At 56.9% G+C, this 19949-nt stretch carries 18 protein-coding genes; 9 read left to right on the forward strand and 9 right to left on the reverse strand.

Annotation, left to right across the window (positions count from 1 at the left end):
• Positions 1-176: 176 nt before the first annotated feature.
• The 6 genes from pagP to CU081_RS21685 form a co-directional block, all read right to left on the reverse strand.
• Complete coding sequence (gene pagP, locus CU081_RS21660; protein ID WP_017382475.1) at positions 177-752, reverse strand: lipid IV(A) palmitoyltransferase PagP; 576 nt, start codon at positions 750-752, stop codon at positions 177-179.
• 161 nt (positions 753-913) lie between these two features.
• Positions 914-4030 carry an efflux RND transporter permease subunit gene (locus CU081_RS21665; protein WP_039268737.1) on the reverse strand — a complete coding sequence of 1039 codons (3117 nt, stop codon included), beginning with the start codon at positions 4028-4030 and terminating at the stop codon, positions 914-916.
• On the reverse strand, positions 4027-5226 hold the full coding sequence (locus tag CU081_RS21670; RefSeq protein WP_022650596.1) for an efflux RND transporter periplasmic adaptor subunit: 1200 nt from the start codon (positions 5224-5226) through the stop codon (positions 4027-4029). The genes CU081_RS21665 and CU081_RS21670 overlap by 4 nt, the downstream gene beginning before the upstream one ends.
• Positions 5223-6479 carry a TolC family protein gene (locus CU081_RS21675; protein WP_022650595.1) on the reverse strand — a complete coding sequence of 419 codons (1257 nt, stop codon included), beginning with the start codon at positions 6477-6479 and terminating at the stop codon, positions 5223-5225. The genes CU081_RS21670 and CU081_RS21675 overlap by 4 nt, the downstream gene beginning before the upstream one ends.
• 11 nt (positions 6480-6490) lie before the next feature.
• On the reverse strand, positions 6491-6784 hold the full coding sequence (locus tag CU081_RS21680; protein WP_003858733.1) for a copper-binding protein: 294 nt from the start codon (positions 6782-6784) through the stop codon (positions 6491-6493).
• A 53-nt stretch (positions 6785-6837) separates the two neighbouring features.
• Positions 6838-7239 (reverse strand): hypothetical protein, encoded by a 402-nt coding sequence (locus CU081_RS21685; protein WP_022650594.1) that lies wholly within the window; start codon positions 7237-7239, stop codon positions 6838-6840.
• 339 nt (positions 7240-7578) lie between these two features.
• Between CU081_RS21685 and dcuC the strand changes: the two genes are divergently transcribed.
• The 7 genes from dcuC to ptsP all read left to right on the forward strand — a co-directional run bounded on the left by dcuC (position 7579) and on the right by ptsP (position 16280).
• Positions 7579-8946 (forward strand): anaerobic C4-dicarboxylate transporter DcuC, encoded by a 1368-nt coding sequence (gene dcuC / locus CU081_RS21690; RefSeq protein ID WP_017382481.1) that lies wholly within the window; start codon positions 7579-7581, stop codon positions 8944-8946.
• A gap of 94 nt (positions 8947-9040) precedes the next feature.
• Positions 9041-9850 (forward strand): ribonuclease I, encoded by an 810-nt coding sequence (gene rna, locus CU081_RS21695; protein WP_003858741.1) that lies wholly within the window; start codon positions 9041-9043, stop codon positions 9848-9850.
• Positions 9851-10023: 173 nt separating this feature from the next.
• Complete coding sequence (locus CU081_RS21700) at positions 10024-10347, forward strand: PTS fructose transporter subunit IIB (protein ID WP_017382483.1); 324 nt, start codon at positions 10024-10026, stop codon at positions 10345-10347.
• A gap of 27 nt (positions 10348-10374) precedes the next feature.
• Complete coding sequence (locus CU081_RS21705; protein ID WP_003858745.1) at positions 10375-11625, forward strand: PTS fructose transporter subunit IIC; 1251 nt, start codon at positions 10375-10377, stop codon at positions 11623-11625.
• An 11-nt stretch (positions 11626-11636) separates the two neighbouring features.
• Complete coding sequence (ypdF, locus tag CU081_RS21710) at positions 11637-12719, forward strand: aminopeptidase (RefSeq protein WP_022650593.1); 1083 nt, start codon at positions 11637-11639, stop codon at positions 12717-12719.
• Between the two features lie 2 nt (positions 12720-12721).
• Positions 12722-13762, forward strand: coding sequence for an aminopeptidase (ypdE, locus tag CU081_RS21715; RefSeq protein WP_022650592.1), 1041 nt, complete (start codon positions 12722-12724; stop codon positions 13760-13762).
• A 22-nt stretch (positions 13763-13784) separates the two neighbouring features.
• Positions 13785-16280, forward strand: coding sequence for a phosphoenolpyruvate--protein phosphotransferase (gene ptsP / locus CU081_RS21720; protein WP_022650591.1), 2496 nt, complete (start codon positions 13785-13787; stop codon positions 16278-16280).
• A 3-nt stretch (positions 16281-16283) separates the two neighbouring features.
• Here ptsP and CU081_RS21725 read toward each other — a convergent pair whose 3' ends face one another.
• The gene (locus tag CU081_RS21725; protein WP_022650590.1) at positions 16284-17138 is read right to left on the reverse strand and encodes a helix-turn-helix domain-containing protein; all 855 of its coding nucleotides are present in this window, start codon (positions 17136-17138) and stop codon (positions 16284-16286) included.
• Between the two features lies 1 nt (position 17139).
• On the reverse strand, positions 17140-17760 hold the full coding sequence (locus CU081_RS21730) for a flavin reductase family protein (protein ID WP_003858756.1): 621 nt from the start codon (positions 17758-17760) through the stop codon (positions 17140-17142).
• Between the two features lie 262 nt (positions 17761-18022).
• On the opposite strand from CU081_RS21730, the gene rnk reads away from it, so the two are divergent.
• Positions 18023-18433, forward strand: coding sequence for a nucleoside diphosphate kinase regulator (rnk, locus tag CU081_RS21735; protein WP_003858757.1), 411 nt, complete (start codon positions 18023-18025; stop codon positions 18431-18433).
• 137 nt (positions 18434-18570) lie between these two features.
• On the forward strand, positions 18571-18660 hold the full coding sequence (gene yldA / locus CU081_RS26780; protein ID WP_015571155.1) for a small membrane protein YldA: 90 nt from the start codon (positions 18571-18573) through the stop codon (positions 18658-18660).
• A gap of 10 nt (positions 18661-18670) precedes the next feature.
• Here yldA and CU081_RS21740 read toward each other — a convergent pair whose 3' ends face one another.
• The gene (locus tag CU081_RS21740) at positions 18671-19909 is read right to left on the reverse strand and encodes a zinc-dependent alcohol dehydrogenase (protein WP_022650589.1); all 1239 of its coding nucleotides are present in this window, start codon (positions 19907-19909) and stop codon (positions 18671-18673) included.
• Positions 19910-19949 lie beyond the last annotated feature (40 nt).

Genomic DNA, 19949 nt, shown 5'->3' on the forward strand with positions numbered 1-19949 from the left:
CATTAAAAAACGACACAAATGCTGTGTCGGGTATCAGTACAACAATTGTGAGGCGTTTTGTCCAGCGGATCTTTGATAAAAAGTGACAAAAGTCGCGTTAATTTTCGCTGTCCGATTTTTATTCTTTACATTTCCATGCCTGTGCATTTTTTGGCCGATTTAGCAGAAAAACTCAGTTAAAACTGAAACCGCATCCAGGCAAAGTAAACGTTACCGTTGTTATAGGTACCCGGTATGTAGGTCATCTGAAACGTCGCCGGACCGTAACCAATGGAGGCAAGCGGCAGCAGTACCGGAACAGGAATGTATTTCCAGTTATCACGCGCCGTAAACCCTGCCGTATAGCCCAGCCCGAGACGGAAGTTGTCGTCTGATAACGGACGCCAGGTTTTTTCCCAGCCGTAACCGCCAATAGGCTCCCATTTATTGTAGGAGTCCTTAAACGCCATCAGGTACAGGCCATGCCAGTTACCTTTTTCATCCCAGCGAGACTGACCGAAGCCGGCCCCCCACGGACGTTCGTTATAACGGTCTGTTTTTTCTTTATCGTAGGCGAAACGTGCATGCCACGTAATGGCCGGAATATAGAGATCGTAATGCTCAGGTTCATTCCATGTTTGCGCGACGTTATCCGTGAAGGTGGTGAACCAGCCTTTATCCGCTGTATTGCTGTCTGCATTAACAGCAGACGCAAACGATAACTGCCCAATAATAAACAACAAAATCAGGGGGAATTTAATTCGTACAATCACAATGCCATTACCATATTTAGTATTCGGTGCAGACCTTAACACAGAATACTTGAATGAACGCTTAACAGCATGGGTGTTATTCCTAATTACCATCCCGTTCCTGGGAATAATCTGAGGATACATAAACTGCATGCCTGAATAAGCACATGCAGTTGACATATTTAACGTTGATGTAACAATTTGTAGAGTGCGGGAATAACTAACATCGACAATAACGGTGCCGTTACCATGCCACCAATCATCGGCGCGGCAATACGTTGCATCACCTCCGAGCCACTCCCACTCCCCCACATGATGGGCAGCAGTCCTGCCATAATAGTGGCGACCGTCATCACCTTCGGACGCACGCGCAGCACGGCACCTTCGTGGATCGCCCGCATCAGCACCCTATTTCCCCCTTCTGGCTCCAGCCTGTGATATTTATCGATCGCATGATTCAAATAAAGAACCATAATTACGCCGAATTCTGCCGCCACCCCGGAGAGGGCGATAAAGCCAACGCCCCCCGCCACTGACAAATTATATTCAAGCAGCCACAATAACCACACGCCCCCAATAAGCGCGAACGGCAATGTCCCCATTATTATCAGGACATTTGATATCCGCCTGAAGGTTAACCATAAAAGGACGAATATAATCATCAGCGTGACAGGTAAAACTATTTTGAGCCTCTCGGTCGCCCGTTCCAGATATTCAAACTGCCCGGACCAGGAGAGAGACACGCCCTGCGGCAATACCACCTTCTCTCCCACCCGTTTTTGCATTTCATCCACGGCGGACTTCAGATCGCGCCCGCGCAAGTCAACATAGATCCAGCTGGAAAGGCGCGCGTTTTCACTTTTTAGCATCGGTGGGCCTTCCGTCACGACGATATCGGCCAATTCCCCCAGCGCCACCTGGCTACCGCTGGCGGTCACTACCGGCAACACCCGCAACGCGTCGACGTTATCACGCAAATCGCGGGGAAAACGCAGGTTGATGGGATACCGCTCGCGTCCCAGGATCACCTCACCAATGTTATCGCCCCCGACCAGCGTGGAGACCAGGCTTTGCAGTTCATCGACGGAAACGCCGTAGCGCGCGGATTTTTGCCGATCGATACGAATATCCACGTAGCGCCCGCCTTCCAGACGCTCCGCCAGCGCAGAGGAGACGCCCGGAACGTCCTTCACCACCTGCTCAATCTGCCGGGCCACACGCTCAATGTCGGCAATATTATTGCCGTTCACCTTAATGCCGACCGGGCTTTTGATCCCGGTTGCCAGCATGTCCAGACGGTTACGGACAGGCGGCACCCACACATTGGCAATGCCCGGCAGCGACACGGTTTTATCGAGCTCCTCCACCAGCTTTTGCGGCGTCATTCCTGGCCGCCACTGCTCGCGGGGCTTAAAGTGGATGGTTGTTTCCAGCATGGTTAATGGCGCGGGATCGGTTGCCGACTCTGCCCGACCGGCTTTGCCAAACACGCTCGCCACCTCCGGGACGCTTTTGATCAAGCGGTCCGTCTGCTGAAGCAGCCGTGATGCCTCGCGAGCAGAGATCCCCGGCAGCGTGGAGGGCATATAGAGTAAATCTCCTTCATCCAGCGGCGGCATAAATTCGCTTCCCAGGCGGCTCAGCGGCCAGAGCGTGGCGATCAGCAGCAGACATGCCAGTGCCAGCGTCGTTTTCGGGAAGGTCAGTACCTTGTCCAGCAGCGGCTCATACAGGCGGATCAGGAGGCGGTTGATCGGGTTTGCCTTCTCATCCGGGATTTTCCCGCGAATGAAAAAGCCCATTAGCACCGGCACCAGGGTGATCCCAAGCCCGGCGGCCACGGCCATCGACCAGGTTTTGGTGAACGCCAGCGGCGAGAACATTCTCCCCTCCTGCGCTTCCAGCGAAAAAACCGGTATAAATGACAGCGTGATGATTAACAGGCTGCAAAACAGCGCCGGTCCCACTTCAACCGCCGCCTTTTCCGCCAGACGCCAGTATTCCCCCGGCGCGGGCTCCTTGCCCGGATTATCATGCCGCCACTGCTCCAGCATCTTGTGCATGTTTTCAATCATCACAATTGCGGCATCCACCATCGCCCCGATGGCAATGGCGATCCCGCCGAGCGACATCATATTCGCGTTAATGCCCTGATAGTGCATCACCACAAAAGCCCCGAGGATCCCCAGCGGCAGAGAGACCATCGCCACCAGCGCGGAGCGCAGGTGGAACAGGAACAGCGCACACACCAGTACCACCACGGCAAACTCTTCGAGCAGCTTGTGCGTCAGCGTTTTGACCGAGTCCTCAATCAGCGTGGAACGATCGTAGACCGGAACAATCTCGACGCCCTGCGGCAGCGTTTTTTGCAGCTCGCTCAGTTTCGCTTTTACCGCATGAAGCGTTTCCAGCGCGTTCTGCCCGTAGCGCATCACGATCACGCCGCCAGCGACCTCCCCTTCACCGTTAAGCTCCGCCACACCCCGGCGGATCTCCGGGCCAATGCCAATGGTGGCGACATCTTTCAGCAGGACAGGTACGCCATCGCGGGTAGCGATCACCACATTGCGAAAATCCTCCAGCGAGCGCAAATAGCCCGTTGTCCGCACCATATACTCCGCTTCGCCCATCTCCAGCAGGGCGCCGCCGCTCTCCTTATTGGCGGCCTGCACCGCGCCGGATAGCTGGCTGTGGGTAATATTCAGCGCGCGCATTTTCGCCGGGTCCGCCACGATCTGATACTGACGCACCATTCCGCCAATACTTGCCACCTCAGATACATTCGGTACCGTCTTAAGCTCGAACTTAAGCGTCCAGTCCTGTAGGGCCCGCAGATCTGCCAGGCTGTGTTTTCCACTACGGTCGATCAGTGCATATTCGTAGATCCAGCCGACGCCCGTCGCATCCGGCCCCAGCGACACCTTCACGCCCGGCGGAAACTGCGCCTGTACCTGGCTTAAATATTCCAGCACCCGGGATCGCGCCCAGTAGAGATCGGTGCCATCCTCAAACAGCACATACACATAAGCGTCACCAAACATTGAAAAACCGCGCACGGTTTTGGCGCCCGGCACAGACAACATGGAGGTTGTCAGCGGCCAGGTCACCTGATCTTCAATCACCTGCGGCGCTTTCCCGGGGTAACTCGCTTTGATAATGACCTGCACATCAGACAGATCGGGCAACGCGTCCAGCGGCGCGCGCTGCACCGCCCACCAGCCCCAGCTGGCCATCATCAGTGCGGCCAGGATCACCAGCAGGCGGTTACGCAACGAGGCGCGAATCACAGCGGCAATCATGGCGTCACCTCCGGCATCACGCTACGCAGGCTGGCTTCGGAATCAATGAGGAATTGCCCGGACGTCACCACCTTATCGCCCTGTTTGACCCCGGACAGGATCGCCGTCCAGCCCTGCGCCGTCAGGCCGATTGTCACCGTCACAGGCCGGAAATAACCGTCCCCGGTAGCCAGCAGCAGACGCGCAGACTCTCCGCTGTTAATCACCGCCTCTTCCGGCACCGCCAGCACCGGCGGGCCTTTCATCTCTTCCGCACGCCTGACGGAGAGGTACATACCCGGCTTCAGCTTATGTGCGGAATTTTCCAGCACGATACGGGCTTTCAGGGTTCGCGTGGTCGTCTCCATCTGCGGCAGCAATTCGCTGACCGTGCCGTGGAATTGCTCCCCCGGCCAGCTTTCTGACGTTGCGACCACGTTGCTGCCCACTGCCAGAGACTGCGCCTGCGTTTGCGGGTAATCGACCACCAGCCAGACCGGATCGAGCCTGGCGATCTCAAACAGCGGCGCCGTTGCGGTGATTTGCGCCCCTTCCCGCACGTCCAGCTTCACCACATAGCCGGCCCGGTCAGCGCGCAGGATGAGCGTGGTCTGCGGCTTGCCGCTACGCTCCAGCAAACGAATGACCTCTTCCGGCATAAACTGCAACGCCAGCCGCTCGCGTGCGGCGCGGGTCAATGCGGCATCGCCAAGCTGACGAACTGCGAGATACTCCTGCTGGGCGGTGGTCCATTGCGGGATCCACAGTTGCGCCAGCGCCTCTCCGGCTTTCACCTGCTGCTGCGGTGCATTAACAAACAATTTTGACACCACGCCATTGGCCGGAGCTGACACCACCGAGACGTTACGTTCATCCGTTGCAACCGTGGCAAAGGCCGAGAACGGCGAAACCAGCTGGCGCATCTCAACGTTGGCGGTTTTCATCCCCAGGTTTTGCTGCTGTTGAGTGCTGATGGCCACGCCTGACGCCGCCTGCGCTTCATCAGCGTAGCGCGGGACCAGATCCATATCCATAAAGGGGGATTTACCCGGCTTATCGAAGCGCTGACCGGGTACCATGGGGTCGTACCAGTAAAGCACCTTACGTTCAGAGGGTTGTGCAGCCGCAGCCGGCTGATGCGTCTGCTTCTGTCCGACAAAATAGCCGCCAGCGGCAGCTATCGCGATGGCAATCGCCATTAACGTTGTTTTTTTCATTGCGCCAGCTCCTGCGGGATCAGCCAGTTCACGGCAGCCCAGGTTCGCGCCATTTCGCGCTCCGCCTGGTTCACCGCCAGTTCCGTATCCAGTACGCCACGACGCGCCTCCAGCAGGGCCGGAAGCGCCGACTGTCCAGAGCGATATTGCGCCGTCAGTACCGCCAGCCGTTGACGCTGCAACGGTAGTACCTCGTCCCGCTGTCGCTGCCACACCGTTTGCGCAGCCTGATACTGCGCCACCAGCGTTTGCACCTGGGCAATGTGTTCGCGCTTGAGCAGCGTCAGTTGATCCACCGCCTGCATAGAGCGGGAAACATCGGCGGCGTAATCCTTGTCCTGACGTTTTGACTGGAACAGTGGCAGATCCACGCTGAACATCACGCCAGCCATATCGTCATAGCCTTCAGCGCGGTGGGCGTAATAGACCTCCACATCCACATCGGGTATCGCCGCCACGGCAGATTGCGCTGAACGCGCTTTCGCGGTCTCTGCTTCACGTCGCGCGGCCTCCACTTCCGGGTGCCTGACGATCCCCTCCTGCAACGTTTTTTCATTGGCAGGAAGACGCTGATAGCGCGGCAGCGGACCGCGAACCTCCGTTATAGCGTGCCCCGTTAGCTCCAGCATGCGGCTTTGCGCCAGCTGCACATCCCGCTGCGCCAGCGTCTCTTTGTCGCGCATGGCGCTGAGGATCATTTGCAGGGCCAGTACGCTGTCCGGCATTGCGCTTCCCGCCCCGACGCTCGCCTTCTGCACGCCGCGCTGACGTTCCGTTTCACGGACCAGCGTTCTGGCCGTGTTCAGTGCCTGCTGGGCCAGCGCCAGATCCAGCCAGGCCTGGGCGGTATCACGCTGAAGCGCGGCGCGGACGGCCTCGGATTTTGCCAGCACGCTTCGCGCCTGCGCCTGAAAGGTCTGCGCTTTACGTTCCCGCTTCTCTGAGCTGACGTAGCTTTGCATGATGCCAACCTTCTGCATGGTCATCCCTTCGCGCGTCAGCCGCCGATCGTTGCTGCCCTGTACCGGCACGTTTTCGATGCCGAATTTCAGTTTTGGGTCAGGTAATTGCGTGGCGGAAACCGCCATCGCATCCAGCGCCTGCGCTTCGTTACGGCTGGCGGAGAGTTCTGCTGAGTAGCGCTGGGCTTCGGTCAGGGTGTGTTCGAGCGTCCACGGCTCCGCCTGCGCTGCGGAGGTTAACAGGCCGAACAACACCCCACCGAGCCACAGACTCAGTGTGTGTTGTTTCATGGTGACCTCGCTTAGCGTGCTGGCGTCAGCGAGATAATCTGGAAACCGTCACCCGCACGCTGAAGCGTGAAGGTCACCTCATCCCCCGGTTTGGCGCCATTCAGCGTAGCGCCGGCAGATAAAGTAAACGGCATGGTCATTGCTGGCCATTTTAGTTCCGGTATGGCCTCGTGCCGGAGCATGACGGCGCTGTCAGAGATCGACTGAACCACGCCGCGGCCCTGCCAGGTCTGGTTTGCCTGAACGGTATAAGAAGCGAAAGAGACGGACGCGCCAACCAGCGCGGAAAGGAATACGGTACGCATGATAAAACTCCTGTTAAACGTTAAGTAAATAAAATCAACGAATTAACAGGTTTTTACTCCCGAAACCGGCAATAGCGGATCGTTGCCGGCGGCCCCACAGCAGGAGGGGTAACGGACCACGCAGAATGGCTTGAAGACGAGCACTCTGGCGGAGTTAAGGTCAGGGTCATGGCGGCAGGCAGCGCCACCAGATGCGGCTGGGCAGGATCTTTTTGTACCTGATCCGGCACACAATGTTTTTCACACAGCGGTGAAGCACCGGCAGCATAATGCGGCCCCGGTTGCGCCATCATCTCCATATGCTGGATGGTGGCCACCTCGCCGCGCAAATCCATTGAACATTGATGGGACGCGACGGCCACTTGAGTCTGGATCAACAGCCAGCCAAACGCCAGCAAAAACATCAGCAGATGTTTTTTGATAAAGCGCAGGCGATATGTCCAGCTGGCGTACATATTGAGATCGTCGGACAGGAGAAAGTGAACCGAGTATAAGCAGGCAAAAGAATGAAAGAGAAGTGGTTTTAAAGAGATTTACGTTTTAAATCGATTGTCGGCAAGTAATACTCAAAACCTTAACACTTCACCATCAATTTAATGACATATAATATCTATTCATCAGGTCAATAACGTCTTAATATAAATGACGCAGGGCTAGCAAAAATATCGTCATCAGTGCCTTTAGTAGTCTCTTTCTTGATTTTAATCAGCAAGGACTGGACATTTATTCGGCACATTTCAGCTTCTTTTTTATTGATTATTTGTCTCTCGGGCAGCAAGGAAACAGGGGAAATCATGCTTACTTTTCTCGAACTCCTCATTGGAGTCGTGGTCATTGTCGGTGTAGCACGCTACATCATTAAAGGTTACTCAGCCACCGGCGTGCTATTTGTCGGCGGCCTGACGCTGCTGATCATTAGCGCGCTAATGGGTCATCAGGTTTTACCCGCCAGCGAAGCCAGTACCGGATATACCGCTACCGATATTGTTGAATATATAAAAATTCTGCTGATGAGCCGCGGCGGCGATCTGGGCATGATGATCATGATGCTCTGCGGATTTGCTGCCTATATGACCCATATCGGCGCGAATGATATGGTGGTAAAGCTGGCTTCTAAGCCGCTGCAATATATTAACTCCCCCTATCTGCTGATGGTCGCGGCCTATTTCCTGGCCTGTCTGATGTCATTAGCCGTTTCCTCAGCAACGGGCCTTGGCGTGCTGTTAATGGCAACTTTATTCCCGGTAATGGTTAACGTCGGGATCAGCCGTGGCGCAGCGGCGGCTATTTGCGCCTCTCCGGCGGCGATTATTCTCTCCCCTACTTCCGGTGACGTAGTGCTGGCCGCGAAAGCCGCGGAAATGTCGCTAATTGACTTCGCCTTCAAAACCACACTGCCGATCTCCATCACCGCTATTCTCGGCATGGGCGTGGCGCATTTCTTCTGGCAGCGCTATCTCGATAAGAAAGAGAACGTCAGCCACGAAATGATGGACGTCAGCGAAATCACCACTACCGCCCCGGCGTTTTATTCCATCCTGCCCTTCACGCCGATTATTGGCGTGCTTATTTTCGACGGCAAATGGGGCCCGCAGCTGCACATCATCACTATCCTGGTGATCTGTATGCTGCTGGCGGCCATCCTGGAGTTCGTTCGTGGTTTTAACACCCAGAAAGTGTTCACGGGTCTGGAAGTAGCCTTCCGCGGTATGGCGGATGCCTTCGCGGGCGTGGTGATGCTGCTGGTTGCCGCGGGGGTGTTTGCCCAGGGGCTGAGCACCATCGGCTTTATTCAGAGCCTGATCTCTATCGCCACCTCGTTCGGCTCGGCCAGCATTATCCTGATGCTGGTGCTGGTGGTGCTGACCATGCTGGCGGCGATGACCACCGGCTCCGGTAACGCGCCGTTCTACGCCTTTGTTGAGATGATCCCTAAGCTGGCACACTCCTCCGGCATCAACCCGGCTTACCTGTCCATCCCAATGCTTCAGGCCTCCAACCTGGGTCGTACCATTTCTCCGGTATCGGGCGTGGTGGTTGCGGTTGCGGGGATGGCGAAAATCTCTCCGTTTGAAGTGGTAAAACGCACGTCAGTGCCGGTGCTGGTTGGCCTGATTATCGTTATTATCGCCACCGAAGTACTGGTTCCCGGCGCTGCCTAAGCGAAATTCCTGATTTCCAAAAAGCGCCTGCGGGCGCTTTTTGTGCTTTAATAACCCCCAGAAATTAATCGCGCCCAACCAATCAGGAAAGCAAATGTTCAGGAAGGATATCGTTATCCCGTCTGGCGCAGTAGCGCTTGCACTCTGTGTCTTCTCAATTCAGGCAGATCCGCTTAAGCCAACCCAGTACGGCGATTTCGATCGCTACGTTCTGGCCCTTTCCTGGCAAACCGGATTTTGCCAGAGCATGGTCGAACGTAACCGTGACGAACCGGAAGAGTGTCGCCTGCAAAAAGAGAGCAGCAACAAAACCGATTTTCTGACCGTCCACGGCTTATGGCCAGCATTGCCGAAATCGATTGCCGCTCGCGGAGTGGATGAACGCCGCTGGATGCGCTTCGGCTGCGCCACTCGTCCGGTTCCGAATATGCCGGAAGCAAAAGCCAGCCGCAAATGTGACGCCGCAGAGACCGGACTATCGCTAACGGGCGCGGCGAAGCTGAACAGCGTGATGCCCGGCGCGGGCGGCAACTCCTGCCTTGAACGTTATGAATACGCGAAACACGGCGTCTGCTTTGGGTTTGATCCCGACGCTTACTTCGGCACCATGGTGCGCATGAACCAGGAAGTGAAGCACAGCGCGGCAGGAAAATTTCTGGCGGAAAACTATGGCAAAACCGTCCGCCGCAGCGACTTCGATGCAGCCGTGGCCAAAAGCTGGGGAAAACAGAGCGTAAAAGCGTTCAAGCTTACCTGCCACGGCAATCCGGCTTATCTGACCGAAATGCAGATCTCGCTGAACGCCAGCACCATCAACAACCCACTCTCTGCCGGCTCCTTTGCGCCACAGCCGCATCCGGGCAACTGCGGCAAACAGTTTGTCATTGATAAAGCCGGTTACTGATGCTGCGCCGGGCAACTTTTTGCCCGGTTTTTCATTGGCTTTCGTGATATGACGATTAACCTCACACTTCCGCTCACACGCATCATTTTTCCAGCAAAAGCATTATTAATCCGGTAAACATCACTGAAACCTCCCCGTCATAATCGTGGCGTTATCTACAGGAGGAATTTCACATGGCTAAAAAACTGATTGCACTGTGCGCCTGCCCGATGGGCCTGGCACATACCTTCATGGCAGCCCAGGCGCTGGAAGACGCGGCGACGGAAGCCGGTTATGAGGTAAAAATTGAAACCCAGGGCGCGGACGGGATCCAGAATCGCCTGACCCCGCAGGATATTGCTGACGCTGACATTATCATCCACGCCATCGCGATCACCCCGGAAGACAATGAACGCTTCGAAACGCGCGACGTGTATGAGATTACGCTTCAGGACGCCATTAAAAACGCGGCAGGCACCCTGAAAGAGATCGAAGAGATGATTGCAGCAGAACAATAATAATCTTCACATCCAGGGGTTTTCGTCATGGCTATTAAAAAACGCAGCGCGGTTCGCCCGGACAGTCACGAGGGTGACACTCTTGCCATCAAATCCGCACCGGTTGCCGCCGGTGCGTCTTTCTGGAAAGAGCTTCCACAGCACATTATGTCGGGGATATCCCGCATGGTGCCAACACTTATCATGGGCGGGGTTATCCTCGCCATTTCACAGCTTATCGCCTACGTCTGGCTGGAGATCCCGCCTGACACCGGTATTCTCGACGCGCTTAACTCAGGCAAATTCACCGGTTTCAATCTCTCGCTATTGAAATTTGGCTATCTGACTGAATCGTTCGGCGGGCTGCTGTTCAGCTTCGCCATCCCAATGTTTGCCGCCTTTGTCGCCAACTCTATCGGCGGAAAACTGGCCTTCCCGGCCGGGTTTATCGGTGGCCTTGTCGCCACGCAGCCGACGCTGGTGCTGAACTTTGATGCGGAAAAACTGACCTGGCTTGCCACCAAACCCGTGCCCTCCACGTTTATTGGCGCGCTGATTATCGCCATAGCCGCAGGCTATCTGGTCAAATGGCTGAATAGCCGCATTAACGTTCCACAGTATCTGCTGGCCTTTAAAAGCACCTTTCTGATCCCAATCCTCTCGGCGCTGTTTGTAATGCTGGCGATGTATTACATCATCACGCCGATTGGCGGCTGGCTGAATGCAGGTATGCGGACCGTACTGCTGGCGGCGGGTCAGGCGGGCTCCATGATGTACGCCATCGGGATGGCGGCGGCCACGGCGATTGATCTTGGCGGCCCCATTAACAAAGCGGCGGGATTTGTTGGCCTGGGGCTGACAACCGATCATGTCCTGCCCATCACCTCCCGCGCCGTGGCGATTGTTATTCCGCCCATTGGTCTGGGGCTGGCCACGCTGATTGACCATCGTCTGACCGGCAAACGCCTGTTTAGTCCGCAGCTTTATCCGCAAGGCAAAACGGCCATGTTCCTCGCCTTTATGGGCATCAGTGAAGGGGCCATCCCGTTCCTGCTGGAAAATCCGCTTGCGACGCTGCCGGCGTATATGGCGGGCGCGATCGCCGGTGCAATGACTGCCACCGCGCTCGGTGCCGTGCAGTGGTTCCCTGAATCGGCGATCTGGGCGTGGCCACTGGTCACCAATCTGGGAGCGTACATGCTCAGTATTGTGGTCGGGGCGGCGATCACCGCGCTGTTGGTAGTGATTATTCGTAACAGTCTGCACAAGCGCGGGAAACTCGCTATCGACACGCTGTAACGGGGTGAACCATGGAATTACTGAGAAGGCTTCGTGCCTGGCTGGCTGCGGAAAAACTGGACGGCGTGCTCATCTCTTCGCGCCAGAATAAACAGCCGCACCTGGGCATTTCAACCGGTTCGGGATATGTGCTGGTGACACAAACCGCGGCACATATCCTGGTGGATTTCCGTTACTACAGCGATATCGCTTCACGAGCGGCGGGCTATGAGATGCATCTGCTTAACACGGAGAACCCGTTTGCGCAGGCGGTGAACCAGATTATTGCGAAGGAAGCTCTCACCCGTCTTGGCTTTGAGGGTGAATACGTGAGCTGGCAAACAGGCGTGCTGTGGCGCGATACGCTGAATACCGCCCTTTGCAGCACCTCGCTTGACGCGCTGCGGCAGATAAAAACCGCTGACGAAATCGACCGTATCCGTGCAGCATGCGGCATTGCCGACCGCGCCGCACAGCACATCCGGCGTTTCATTCAGCCCGGTATGCGCGAACGTGAAGTCGCTGCCGAGCTGGAGTGGTTTATGAAGCAGGAGGGCGCGGACAAGCCCTCTTTCGACACCATTGTCGCCAGCGGGCCGCGCGGTGCGCTGCCCCACGGCAAAGCCTCTGACAAAGTGATTATGCCTGGCGAGATGATCACCCTTGATTTCGGCGCCCAACACCAGGGGTATTGCTCGGATATGACAAGGACCTTTCTTGTCGCCGGGCAAAACACGCCGCCGGAGGAACACCCTCTCTATGCGGTGTACCAGATCGTTCTGGCGGCACAACAGGCAGCTATTGATGCCATCCGCCCCGGCGTTTCCTGTCATCAGATCGATAGCGCCGTACGTTCCGTGATTGAACGTGCAGGTTACGGTCCGCAGTTCGGGCATAACACCGGCCATGCCATTGGTATTGATGTTCATGAAAATCCACGTTTTTCCCCTACCGACCGCACCCCGTTGCAGCCCGGCATGGTGCTGACCGTTGAGCCGGGGATCTACCTTGAACACCTGGGCGGGGTACGAATTGAAGATGTGGTGCTGGTGACGGAAACGGGCGCCGAGGTGCTTTATACCTTCGACAAACGGCTATTGCTGACGGGAGAATAAGAGTGGACAGAGATTTACTGCGCGCCCTGAGCGAAGCAGACGCCATTGCGGCCTCAGAGCAAGAGGTGCGCGACATCCTGCTCAGTGAGGCGCAAAAGTACCATAAAGAGGTTCAGTTTGATGGGCTGGGTTCCGTGCTTATCCGCGTCAACCAGAGCCGGGGCCCGAAGGTGATGGTCTGCGCCCATATGGATGAAGTCGGTTTTATGGTGCGTAGCGTCTCGCGCGAAGGGGCCATTGATGTCCTGCCCATCGGCAACGTGCGCATGATGGCCCGTACCCTTCAGCCGGTGCGCATCACCACGCGTAACGGGGAAAAAATACCGGGACTGCTGGATGGGGATCTGAAAGGAGAAAACGTTGACAATTTGCGTGTCGACATTGGCGCGACGTCGGCGGAGGAGGTGTTCGCCGCCGGTATCGACGCAGGCGACCGCGTGACGTTCGATACACCCTTTCAGACCCTTCCCCACAATCGGGTGATGGGTAAAGCCTTCGACGATCGTCTCGGCTGTTACCTGCTGATTGCGCTGCTGCGCGAGCTGCACCAGACGCCGCTCGACTGCGAGCTTTGGCTGGTGGCCAGCTCAAGTGAAGAGGTCGGCCTGCGCGGCGGCCAGACCGCCACGCGCGCCATTCATCCTGATATCGCGCTGGTGCTGGATACCGCCTGCTGGTCAAAAAATTTCGATTATGGCAGCGCCAACCATCGCCAGATCGGTGCGGGCCCGATGCTGGTGCTGTACGACAAAACGCTCATCGCCCCAGCCAAACTGATTGCGCTGGCTGAGACAATCGCGCGCTCGCAGGGGATCCCGCTGCAAAAAGACATGTTCAGCAACGGCGGTACGGACGGTGGGGCGATCCATCTCTCCGGCACTGGCGTGCCGACTCTTGTGCTTGGTCCCCCTACCCGACACGGGCACTGCGCGGCATCCATTGCCGACGAAAAAGACATTCATCACACCCAACAACTGCTTGTCGCGCTTGTGGCAGGCATGAACCGTGAGACCGTGGATCATCTGACGGACTTCAGATGCTGATCTCACGCGGCCAGGAGGAAGTATGCTTTCAATTGAATTTTTCTGCCCACTGCCCAACGGCCTGCATGCGCGTCCGGCCTGGGCGTTAAAAGAGCAGTGCAGCGCATGGCGCAGCGACATCCGTTTTATCAACAGACGGCTTCACACTCACGCGGATGCCAAAAGCTCGCTGGCGCTGATCAGTACCGGTACGCTGTTTAATGACAGCTGCGTGCTGGAAATTAACGGCAGCGACGAGGAGCAGGCCCGACGCGTGCTGGAGGCGTATCTCACCGGCGCGTTTATCGACAGCGACAGTATTCCCTCCGGCGACGCGCCGCACGTTGCGCATCCCCTGCCCCGCTCGCTTGTAAGGCTTGCTCCCCATCTTCAGCACGGCATTACGCTCGCCAGTGGCATCGGGGCTGGCACTCTGCGAGGCTGGCAGAGCGATAACCTCAAACGTTATTGTCAGATCCCCGCCTCGCCGGAAGATATTACCCGCCTGGAACACAGCCTGGCGACGCTGGCCGAACAGCTCAACCACCGCTTGCGCGGGCTGGACGGCGAGAGTAAAACCATTCTCAGCGCGCATCTTTCGCTGATCCAGGATGAGGAGTTTGGCGGCACCATACGCCGACTGATCGCCGAGGAGCGGCTAAGCCTTGCGGAGGCGATCATTCGTAATATGGAGCTGATCTGCGACAAGCTGTCACTCTCCGCCAGCGACTACCTGCGTGAACGCGTCAGCGATATTCGCGACATCAGCGAGCAGCTTCTTAACATTACCTGGCCGGAGTTGCAGCAAACCTCTGCATTCACCCTCAGCGCCCCCACTATTCTGGTGGCGGAAGATCTGACGCCCAGCCAGTTTCTCAGCCTCGACACGCAGTACCTGAAAGGCATGGTGCTTGAAAAAACAGGCCGGACGTCGCATACGCTGATCCTGGCACGCGCGGCCTCCGTGCCTGTGCTGAGTGGTTTAACGGTCGCCTCACTGGCGCCGTTGATGGGAAAAGAGGTCATTCTGGACGGCATCTGTAGCGTGCTGGTCGTTGAACCCAACGACGCGGTGAATGATTACTACAGCGTGGCGCAGCGCCTTGCCGACCGACGCCACCAGCAGCAGATCAAAGATGCGGGTCTTCCAGCGCTCACCCGCGACAACGTACCGGTAGAGATTGCCGCCAACATCGGCAGCGCGCTGGAAGCGCCCGGGGCGTTTACCTGCGGCGCGCAGGGTATCGGGCTGTTTCGCACTGAAATGCTGTATATGGACAGAGACACCGCGCCGGACGAGCAGGAGCAATTCGAAGCCTATCAGCAGGTGTTGCTCTCCGCGCAGGGCAAGCCGGTCATCTTTCGCACAATGGACATCGGCGGCGATAAGCAGATCCCTTACCTGAACATTCCCCAGGAAGAAAACCCGTTCCTCGGCTATCGCGCCGTTCGCATTTATCCCGAATTTGCCGATCTCTTCCGCACCCAACTGCGCGCGATCTTACGCGCAGGCGCAAGCGGCAATGCGCTGTTGATGATCCCGATGGTGCACAGCCTCGATCAGATTTTATGGATCAAACAGGAGCTGCAAAACGTTCGTGACGCCCTGGCCTCACAGGGGTTACGTCACACCGCGCGCCTGCCGCTGGGGATCATGGTTGAAGTGCCTTCAGTCTGCTTTATCATCGATCACTTCTGCGAAGAGGTGGATTTCTTCAGTATCGGCTCGAACGATATGACTCAGTATCTCTACGCTGTCGATCGCAACAACCCGCGCGTTTCGGGGCTGTATAACCCCATCACACCGTCTTTTTTACGCATGGTTCGCCAGATCGTCACCGCAGCGCATCGTCACGGGAAATGGGTCGGCATTTGCGGGGAACTTGGCGGAGAGCAGCGCTACCTCCCTCTTCTGCTTGGGCTGGGCTTAGATGAGTTCAGCATGAGCGGGCCGCGCATCCCTGCGGTAAAAACCCAGTTGCGTCAGCTGGACATGGCGACCTGCCGGGCGCTGGCAGATAAGGCCTGCGACAGCCGCAGCGCAGAGGAGATTGAAGCCCTGCTGGCGGATTTCACACCGGAAGCGCCGCCGCGTCCATTGCTGGCGCTGGAGACTATCGTGGTCAATGAGCCGCTGACCTCAAAAGAGCAGGTGCTTCAGTTCTTATGCGGAAATCTTGCGATTCATGGCAGGACCGAAAACCCGCTCGAGCTTGAAGAAGATCTCTGGCAGCGCGAAGAGATTGTCACTACCGCCGTCGGGTTTGGCGTGGCGATCCCTCACACCAAATCGCAATGGATACGCCATTCCAGCATCAGCATTGCCCGTCTGGACAAGGCGATTGACTGGGAGTCGGATTTGGGCGACGTCGAGCTGGTGATCATGCTGACGCTCGGCGCTCAGGAAGGGATTAATCACGTGAAGGTCTTTTCCCAGCTGGCGCGGAAGCTGGTCAATAAAACATTTCGCGAGTCGCTGTTTGCAGCAACGACGCCGCAAAGTATCCTGGATCTGTTGAACGCTGAAATCACGTTCTGACTGTCACTGAAAGCGTGCGCGATACTCCCCCGGCGTCAGGCCAAACTGGCGCCGGAAAAGACGGCTAAAATAGTCGCTATCGGCATAGCCACAGCGCTTCGCCACTTCCCCCACCGGCAGGTGGTATTTTTGCAGGATGGTTCTCGCCTTCGCCATACGCACCCAACGAACGTAATCCACAAAACTCATCGTCCCCTGTTGAGAGAACAGGCGTGACAGATGGTTAGCCGAAATATTAAACAGCGAAGCGACGCTGTCCCGCGACAGGGGTTCAGCATAGTTTTCCTGCACCCAGTTACAAATGCTCTGATAGAGGAAATCCCCGCGCGACACTCCCGGTTCAGGCAGCGACGACACCACTTTACGGCACCAGTGCAGCAGGCTCAGCACCAGTGGTTGAATAATAGCCTGGTCCTGCGGGTAAGCGCTCAGGTGCGTCAGGGCCATCAGCATCGCGGCACATTCACCTCGTTCAGGGTGAGGAAGCTCCACGTGTCGCTGCGCAGGCACGGATCGCCCGTGCCGGGTATCATGAAACACCAGCCCCAGCCACGACGGCGCGAAAAGAATGCTCAGCAGCATGACCGGTCGTTCAAACACCGGGACGCTGGCGGCCTGGGCGGGAAGAAACAGCATTTCCCCCTGGTGGAGGGGCTGCTGCCCGGCAACCAGTCTGTTGCCATATTCCCCGCGAAGAACGACGTCAAGCCGTGGCCAGTCGCGGCTCACGCTTCCGACAGCGTCAGACGCGCCACGATGAGCAAACCAGACTCGCCCCAACTGCTGTGGGTTGAGCACCAGGCCGCTCAACAGATCGGCAAAAAACTGCTGATCGGCGGGCAACAGGGTTGCGCGCATATTACCCCCTGCGCGCATCCGGGCGTACCAGGTCGAAGCGATGGCTATCACTGATGGCATAGTAGGCCGTCGGTCCACCCGCACGCAGAATGGGCTGCGCTTTCGCGGTCTGGTAAATCCCCTCTTCCAGCAAACTCTCGGCGATATGGACGCCTACGACTTCGCCGAGCACCAGCCAGGTATCAATCGGTGTCCCATCCGCGCCGGTAAGCTGAATGCACTGTGACAATCGACACTCGAAATTCACCGGGCTTTCCGCCACGCGCGGCGAGCTCACAAGCTGGCTGGCTACGGGCGTCAGGCCGGCAAAGGTAAATTCATCCTCGCCATGAGGGAGCGTGGCGGAGGTTTCATTCATCGCCTCGGCCAGATCGCGCGTTGCGAGGTTCCAGACAAACTCCCCCGTTTCGGTAATATTCCGCACGCTATCCTTCCAGCCATTGCTGGAAAAACCAATGATCGGTGGGCGATAGTTAAAACAGTTAAAGAAGCTGTACGGGGCAAGGTTCAGTTGACCGGCCTTATCACAGGATGAGATCCAGCCAATCGGACGTGGACCGATAATGGCGTTCAGCGGGTCGTGCGGCAGGCCGTGCCCCTGAGAAGGTTGGTAAAAGTACATATCGCTCTCTCTACGCTGGGGCTGCAACGCGCATTGCCCGGGTTCAGTCTTTCCAGCGTAACGAAATTTCCGTTCAGCGTGAATCGGGACGCCGGGTTTATTGCCAAAAATTCATATGGCGCATGATTGTGACCTTCATCACTTCAAACTTACGGTTTCAGACAGTATTATCAGCTAAGTTAAACCCTCGCTGCCAGACGGCGAGGGTTTTCTTTTGGATTGGTTTCTGCGTTACACGCAGCATTAACGACATGGAGTAAAAATGTCCAGACCTACGATTATCATCAATGAACTCGACGCAGAACGTATTGACCGACTGTTGGAGAAACCAGAATTCGCCTCGCTGCCGGTAGCCGATGCGCTGAACGAAGAGCTAGACCGGGCGCAGATGTGTACGCCTGAGACCATGCCGTATGATGTGGTCACCATGAACAGCCAGGTGAAGTTCCGCAACCTGACCACCGGCGAGGAGCTCACCCGTACGCTGGTCTATCCGGCGCAGATGACCGACAGCAGCACGCAACTGTCGGTGCTGGCACCCGTGGGCGCGGCGCTGCTTGGACTGCGCACAGGCGATACTATCCACTGGGAACTCCCGGGCGGTGCCTCAGCTCACCTGGAAGTGCTTGAGCTGTTCTACCAGCCCGAAGCCGCTGGCGATTACCTGCGTTAATCCCTTCTGAACAAGCGACCCCGCTTTGCACAGAGGATGCACCCGCATCCTCTTTCCGCAAATTCACCCGATTGTGTTATATCGGACAAAAACCGCTTAATCCACGCTTACTCTGTTGTGGTGCCGTGGGGACGGTCATGGGTGAGATACTTGTTATCACACTGGTTTTTCTCATCATCCTGGCGATCCTCGTCGTGGCCGTGCTATACCTTGAGCGCCACTGGTGAGTGAGGAACCTCACACAACGCCGCCGGGGAAGGCATTCACCAGTCCCTTCACTTTCTGCTGCGCTGCCTCCGGGGTGTCTGCACCAGGCACCAGGATCACCTTGCGGCACTCCTCCTCCCGTTTTTCGAAGATTTTATAGGCGCGCTCCGCATCAGCCAGCGGAAGATAGTGGGTGACAATATCTTCCGGTGTAAGCAGCCCTTTTTCGATAAGCGGCAGCAGCTCTCCCAGCCAGGCATGGACGTGGGTCTGCCCCATCTTAAAGCTCAGCCCTTTATCGAAGGCATCGCCAAACAGGAAGCCGTGTATAAAACCGGCATACACGCCCGGCACGCTGACCACGCCTCCGCGCCGCACCGCAGCAATGCACTGGCGCAGGGCTTTGCCGCTGCTGCCTTCAATTTTCAGGTTACTGAGGATCGTTTCCGTGGTGCTGCCTTTGGCCTCAAACCCGACGGCATCAATCACCGCATCCACTCCGCGCTGTCCGGCCGTTTGCTCAATGATTTTCTCCGCCGCGTCGTTATCGTCATCAAAGTTAATCGGGATCGCGCCGTAGCGCTCCTGGGCAAACCGCAGTCGATAGGGATGATGATCAACCACAAAAATCTGCTCTGCGCCGAGAAGCCGCGCGCAGGCAATGGTCAGTAGCCCCACCGGCCCGGCCCCGAATACGGCGACGCTGGAGCCTCTCTGAATCTGCGCATTTTTCGCCGCCTGCCAGGCGGTAGGCAGAATATCTGACAGGAAAAGCGCTTTGTCGTCAGACAGCAGTTGAGGCACTTTAAACGGCCCCACGTTGCCTTTCGGGACGCGCACATACTCCGCCTGTCCGCCCGGCACGCCGCCGTAAAGATGGCTGTAGCCAAACAGCGCGGCAGGGGCGGGAATTTGCTTTTTGTTCAGCGCCGCGCCCTGCCCGCGATTCGTGTTTTCGCAGGCCGCGTACTGTTGCATCTGGCAAAAGAAGCAGTCACCGCAGGCAATTACAAACGGGATCACCACCCGGTCACCTTTCTGCACGTTCTTCACTTCGCTCCCGCACTCCACCACCTCGCCCATAAATTCATGACCAAAGATATCGCCATGCTGGACCTTGGGAATTTTTCCGCGATAAAGATGCAAATCAGAACCACAGATCGCCGTGGCCGTTACGCGCAGGATGATATCGTCAGGCTGTTCGATGCCCGGATCGGGGACATTATCGACCCGAACATGATGTGGACCGTGATAGGTGAGAGCTTTCATGCAACCTCCGAAAGGGTGTGGGTAAGCTTATAAAAGGGTA

The organism is Enterobacter sp. CRENT-193, from assembly GCF_002787395.1.
Taxonomy (GTDB): Bacteria; Pseudomonadota; Gammaproteobacteria; order Enterobacterales; family Enterobacteriaceae; genus Enterobacter; species Enterobacter hormaechei_C.

What these genes read in the sequence shown, in the direction of transcription:
- CU081_RS21665 (WP_039268737.1), bottom strand. Translation starts at nt 4,030, where the DNA reads ATGATTGCCGCTGTGATTCGCGCCTCGTTGCGTAACCGCCTGCTGGTG.
- CU081_RS21670 (WP_022650596.1), bottom strand. Translation starts at nt 5,226, where the DNA reads ATGAAAAAAACAACGTTAATGGCGATTGCCATCGCGATAGCTGCCGCT.
- CU081_RS21675 (WP_022650595.1), bottom strand. Translation starts at nt 6,479, where the DNA reads ATGAAACAACACACACTGAGTCTGTGGCTCGGTGGGGTGTTGTTCGGC.
- CU081_RS21680 (WP_003858733.1), bottom strand. Translation starts at nt 6,784, where the DNA reads ATGCGTACCGTATTCCTTTCCGCGCTGGTTGGCGCGTCCGTCTCTTTC.
- CU081_RS21685 (WP_022650594.1), bottom strand. Translation starts at nt 7,239, where the DNA reads ATGTACGCCAGCTGGACATATCGCCTGCGCTTTATCAAAAAACATCTG.
- dcuC (WP_017382481.1), top strand. Translation starts at nt 7,579, where the DNA reads ATGCTTACTTTTCTCGAACTCCTCATTGGAGTCGTGGTCATTGTCGGT.
- rna (WP_003858741.1), top strand. Translation starts at nt 9,041, where the DNA reads ATGTTCAGGAAGGATATCGTTATCCCGTCTGGCGCAGTAGCGCTTGCA.
- CU081_RS21700 (WP_017382483.1), top strand. Translation starts at nt 10,024, where the DNA reads ATGGCTAAAAAACTGATTGCACTGTGCGCCTGCCCGATGGGCCTGGCA.
- CU081_RS21705 (WP_003858745.1), top strand. Translation starts at nt 10,375, where the DNA reads ATGGCTATTAAAAAACGCAGCGCGGTTCGCCCGGACAGTCACGAGGGT.
- ypdF (WP_022650593.1), top strand. Translation starts at nt 11,637, where the DNA reads ATGGAATTACTGAGAAGGCTTCGTGCCTGGCTGGCTGCGGAAAAACTG.
- ptsP (WP_022650591.1), top strand. Translation starts at nt 13,785, where the DNA reads ATGCTTTCAATTGAATTTTTCTGCCCACTGCCCAACGGCCTGCATGCG.
- CU081_RS21725 (WP_022650590.1), bottom strand. Translation starts at nt 17,138, where the DNA reads ATGCGCGCAACCCTGTTGCCCGCCGATCAGCAGTTTTTTGCCGATCTG.
- CU081_RS21730 (WP_003858756.1), bottom strand. Translation starts at nt 17,760, where the DNA reads ATGTACTTTTACCAACCTTCTCAGGGGCACGGCCTGCCGCACGACCCG.
- rnk (WP_003858757.1), top strand. Translation starts at nt 18,023, where the DNA reads ATGTCCAGACCTACGATTATCATCAATGAACTCGACGCAGAACGTATT.
- yldA (WP_015571155.1), top strand. Translation starts at nt 18,571, where the DNA reads ATGGGTGAGATACTTGTTATCACACTGGTTTTTCTCATCATCCTGGCG.
- CU081_RS21740 (WP_022650589.1), bottom strand. Translation starts at nt 19,909, where the DNA reads ATGAAAGCTCTCACCTATCACGGTCCACATCATGTTCGGGTCGATAAT.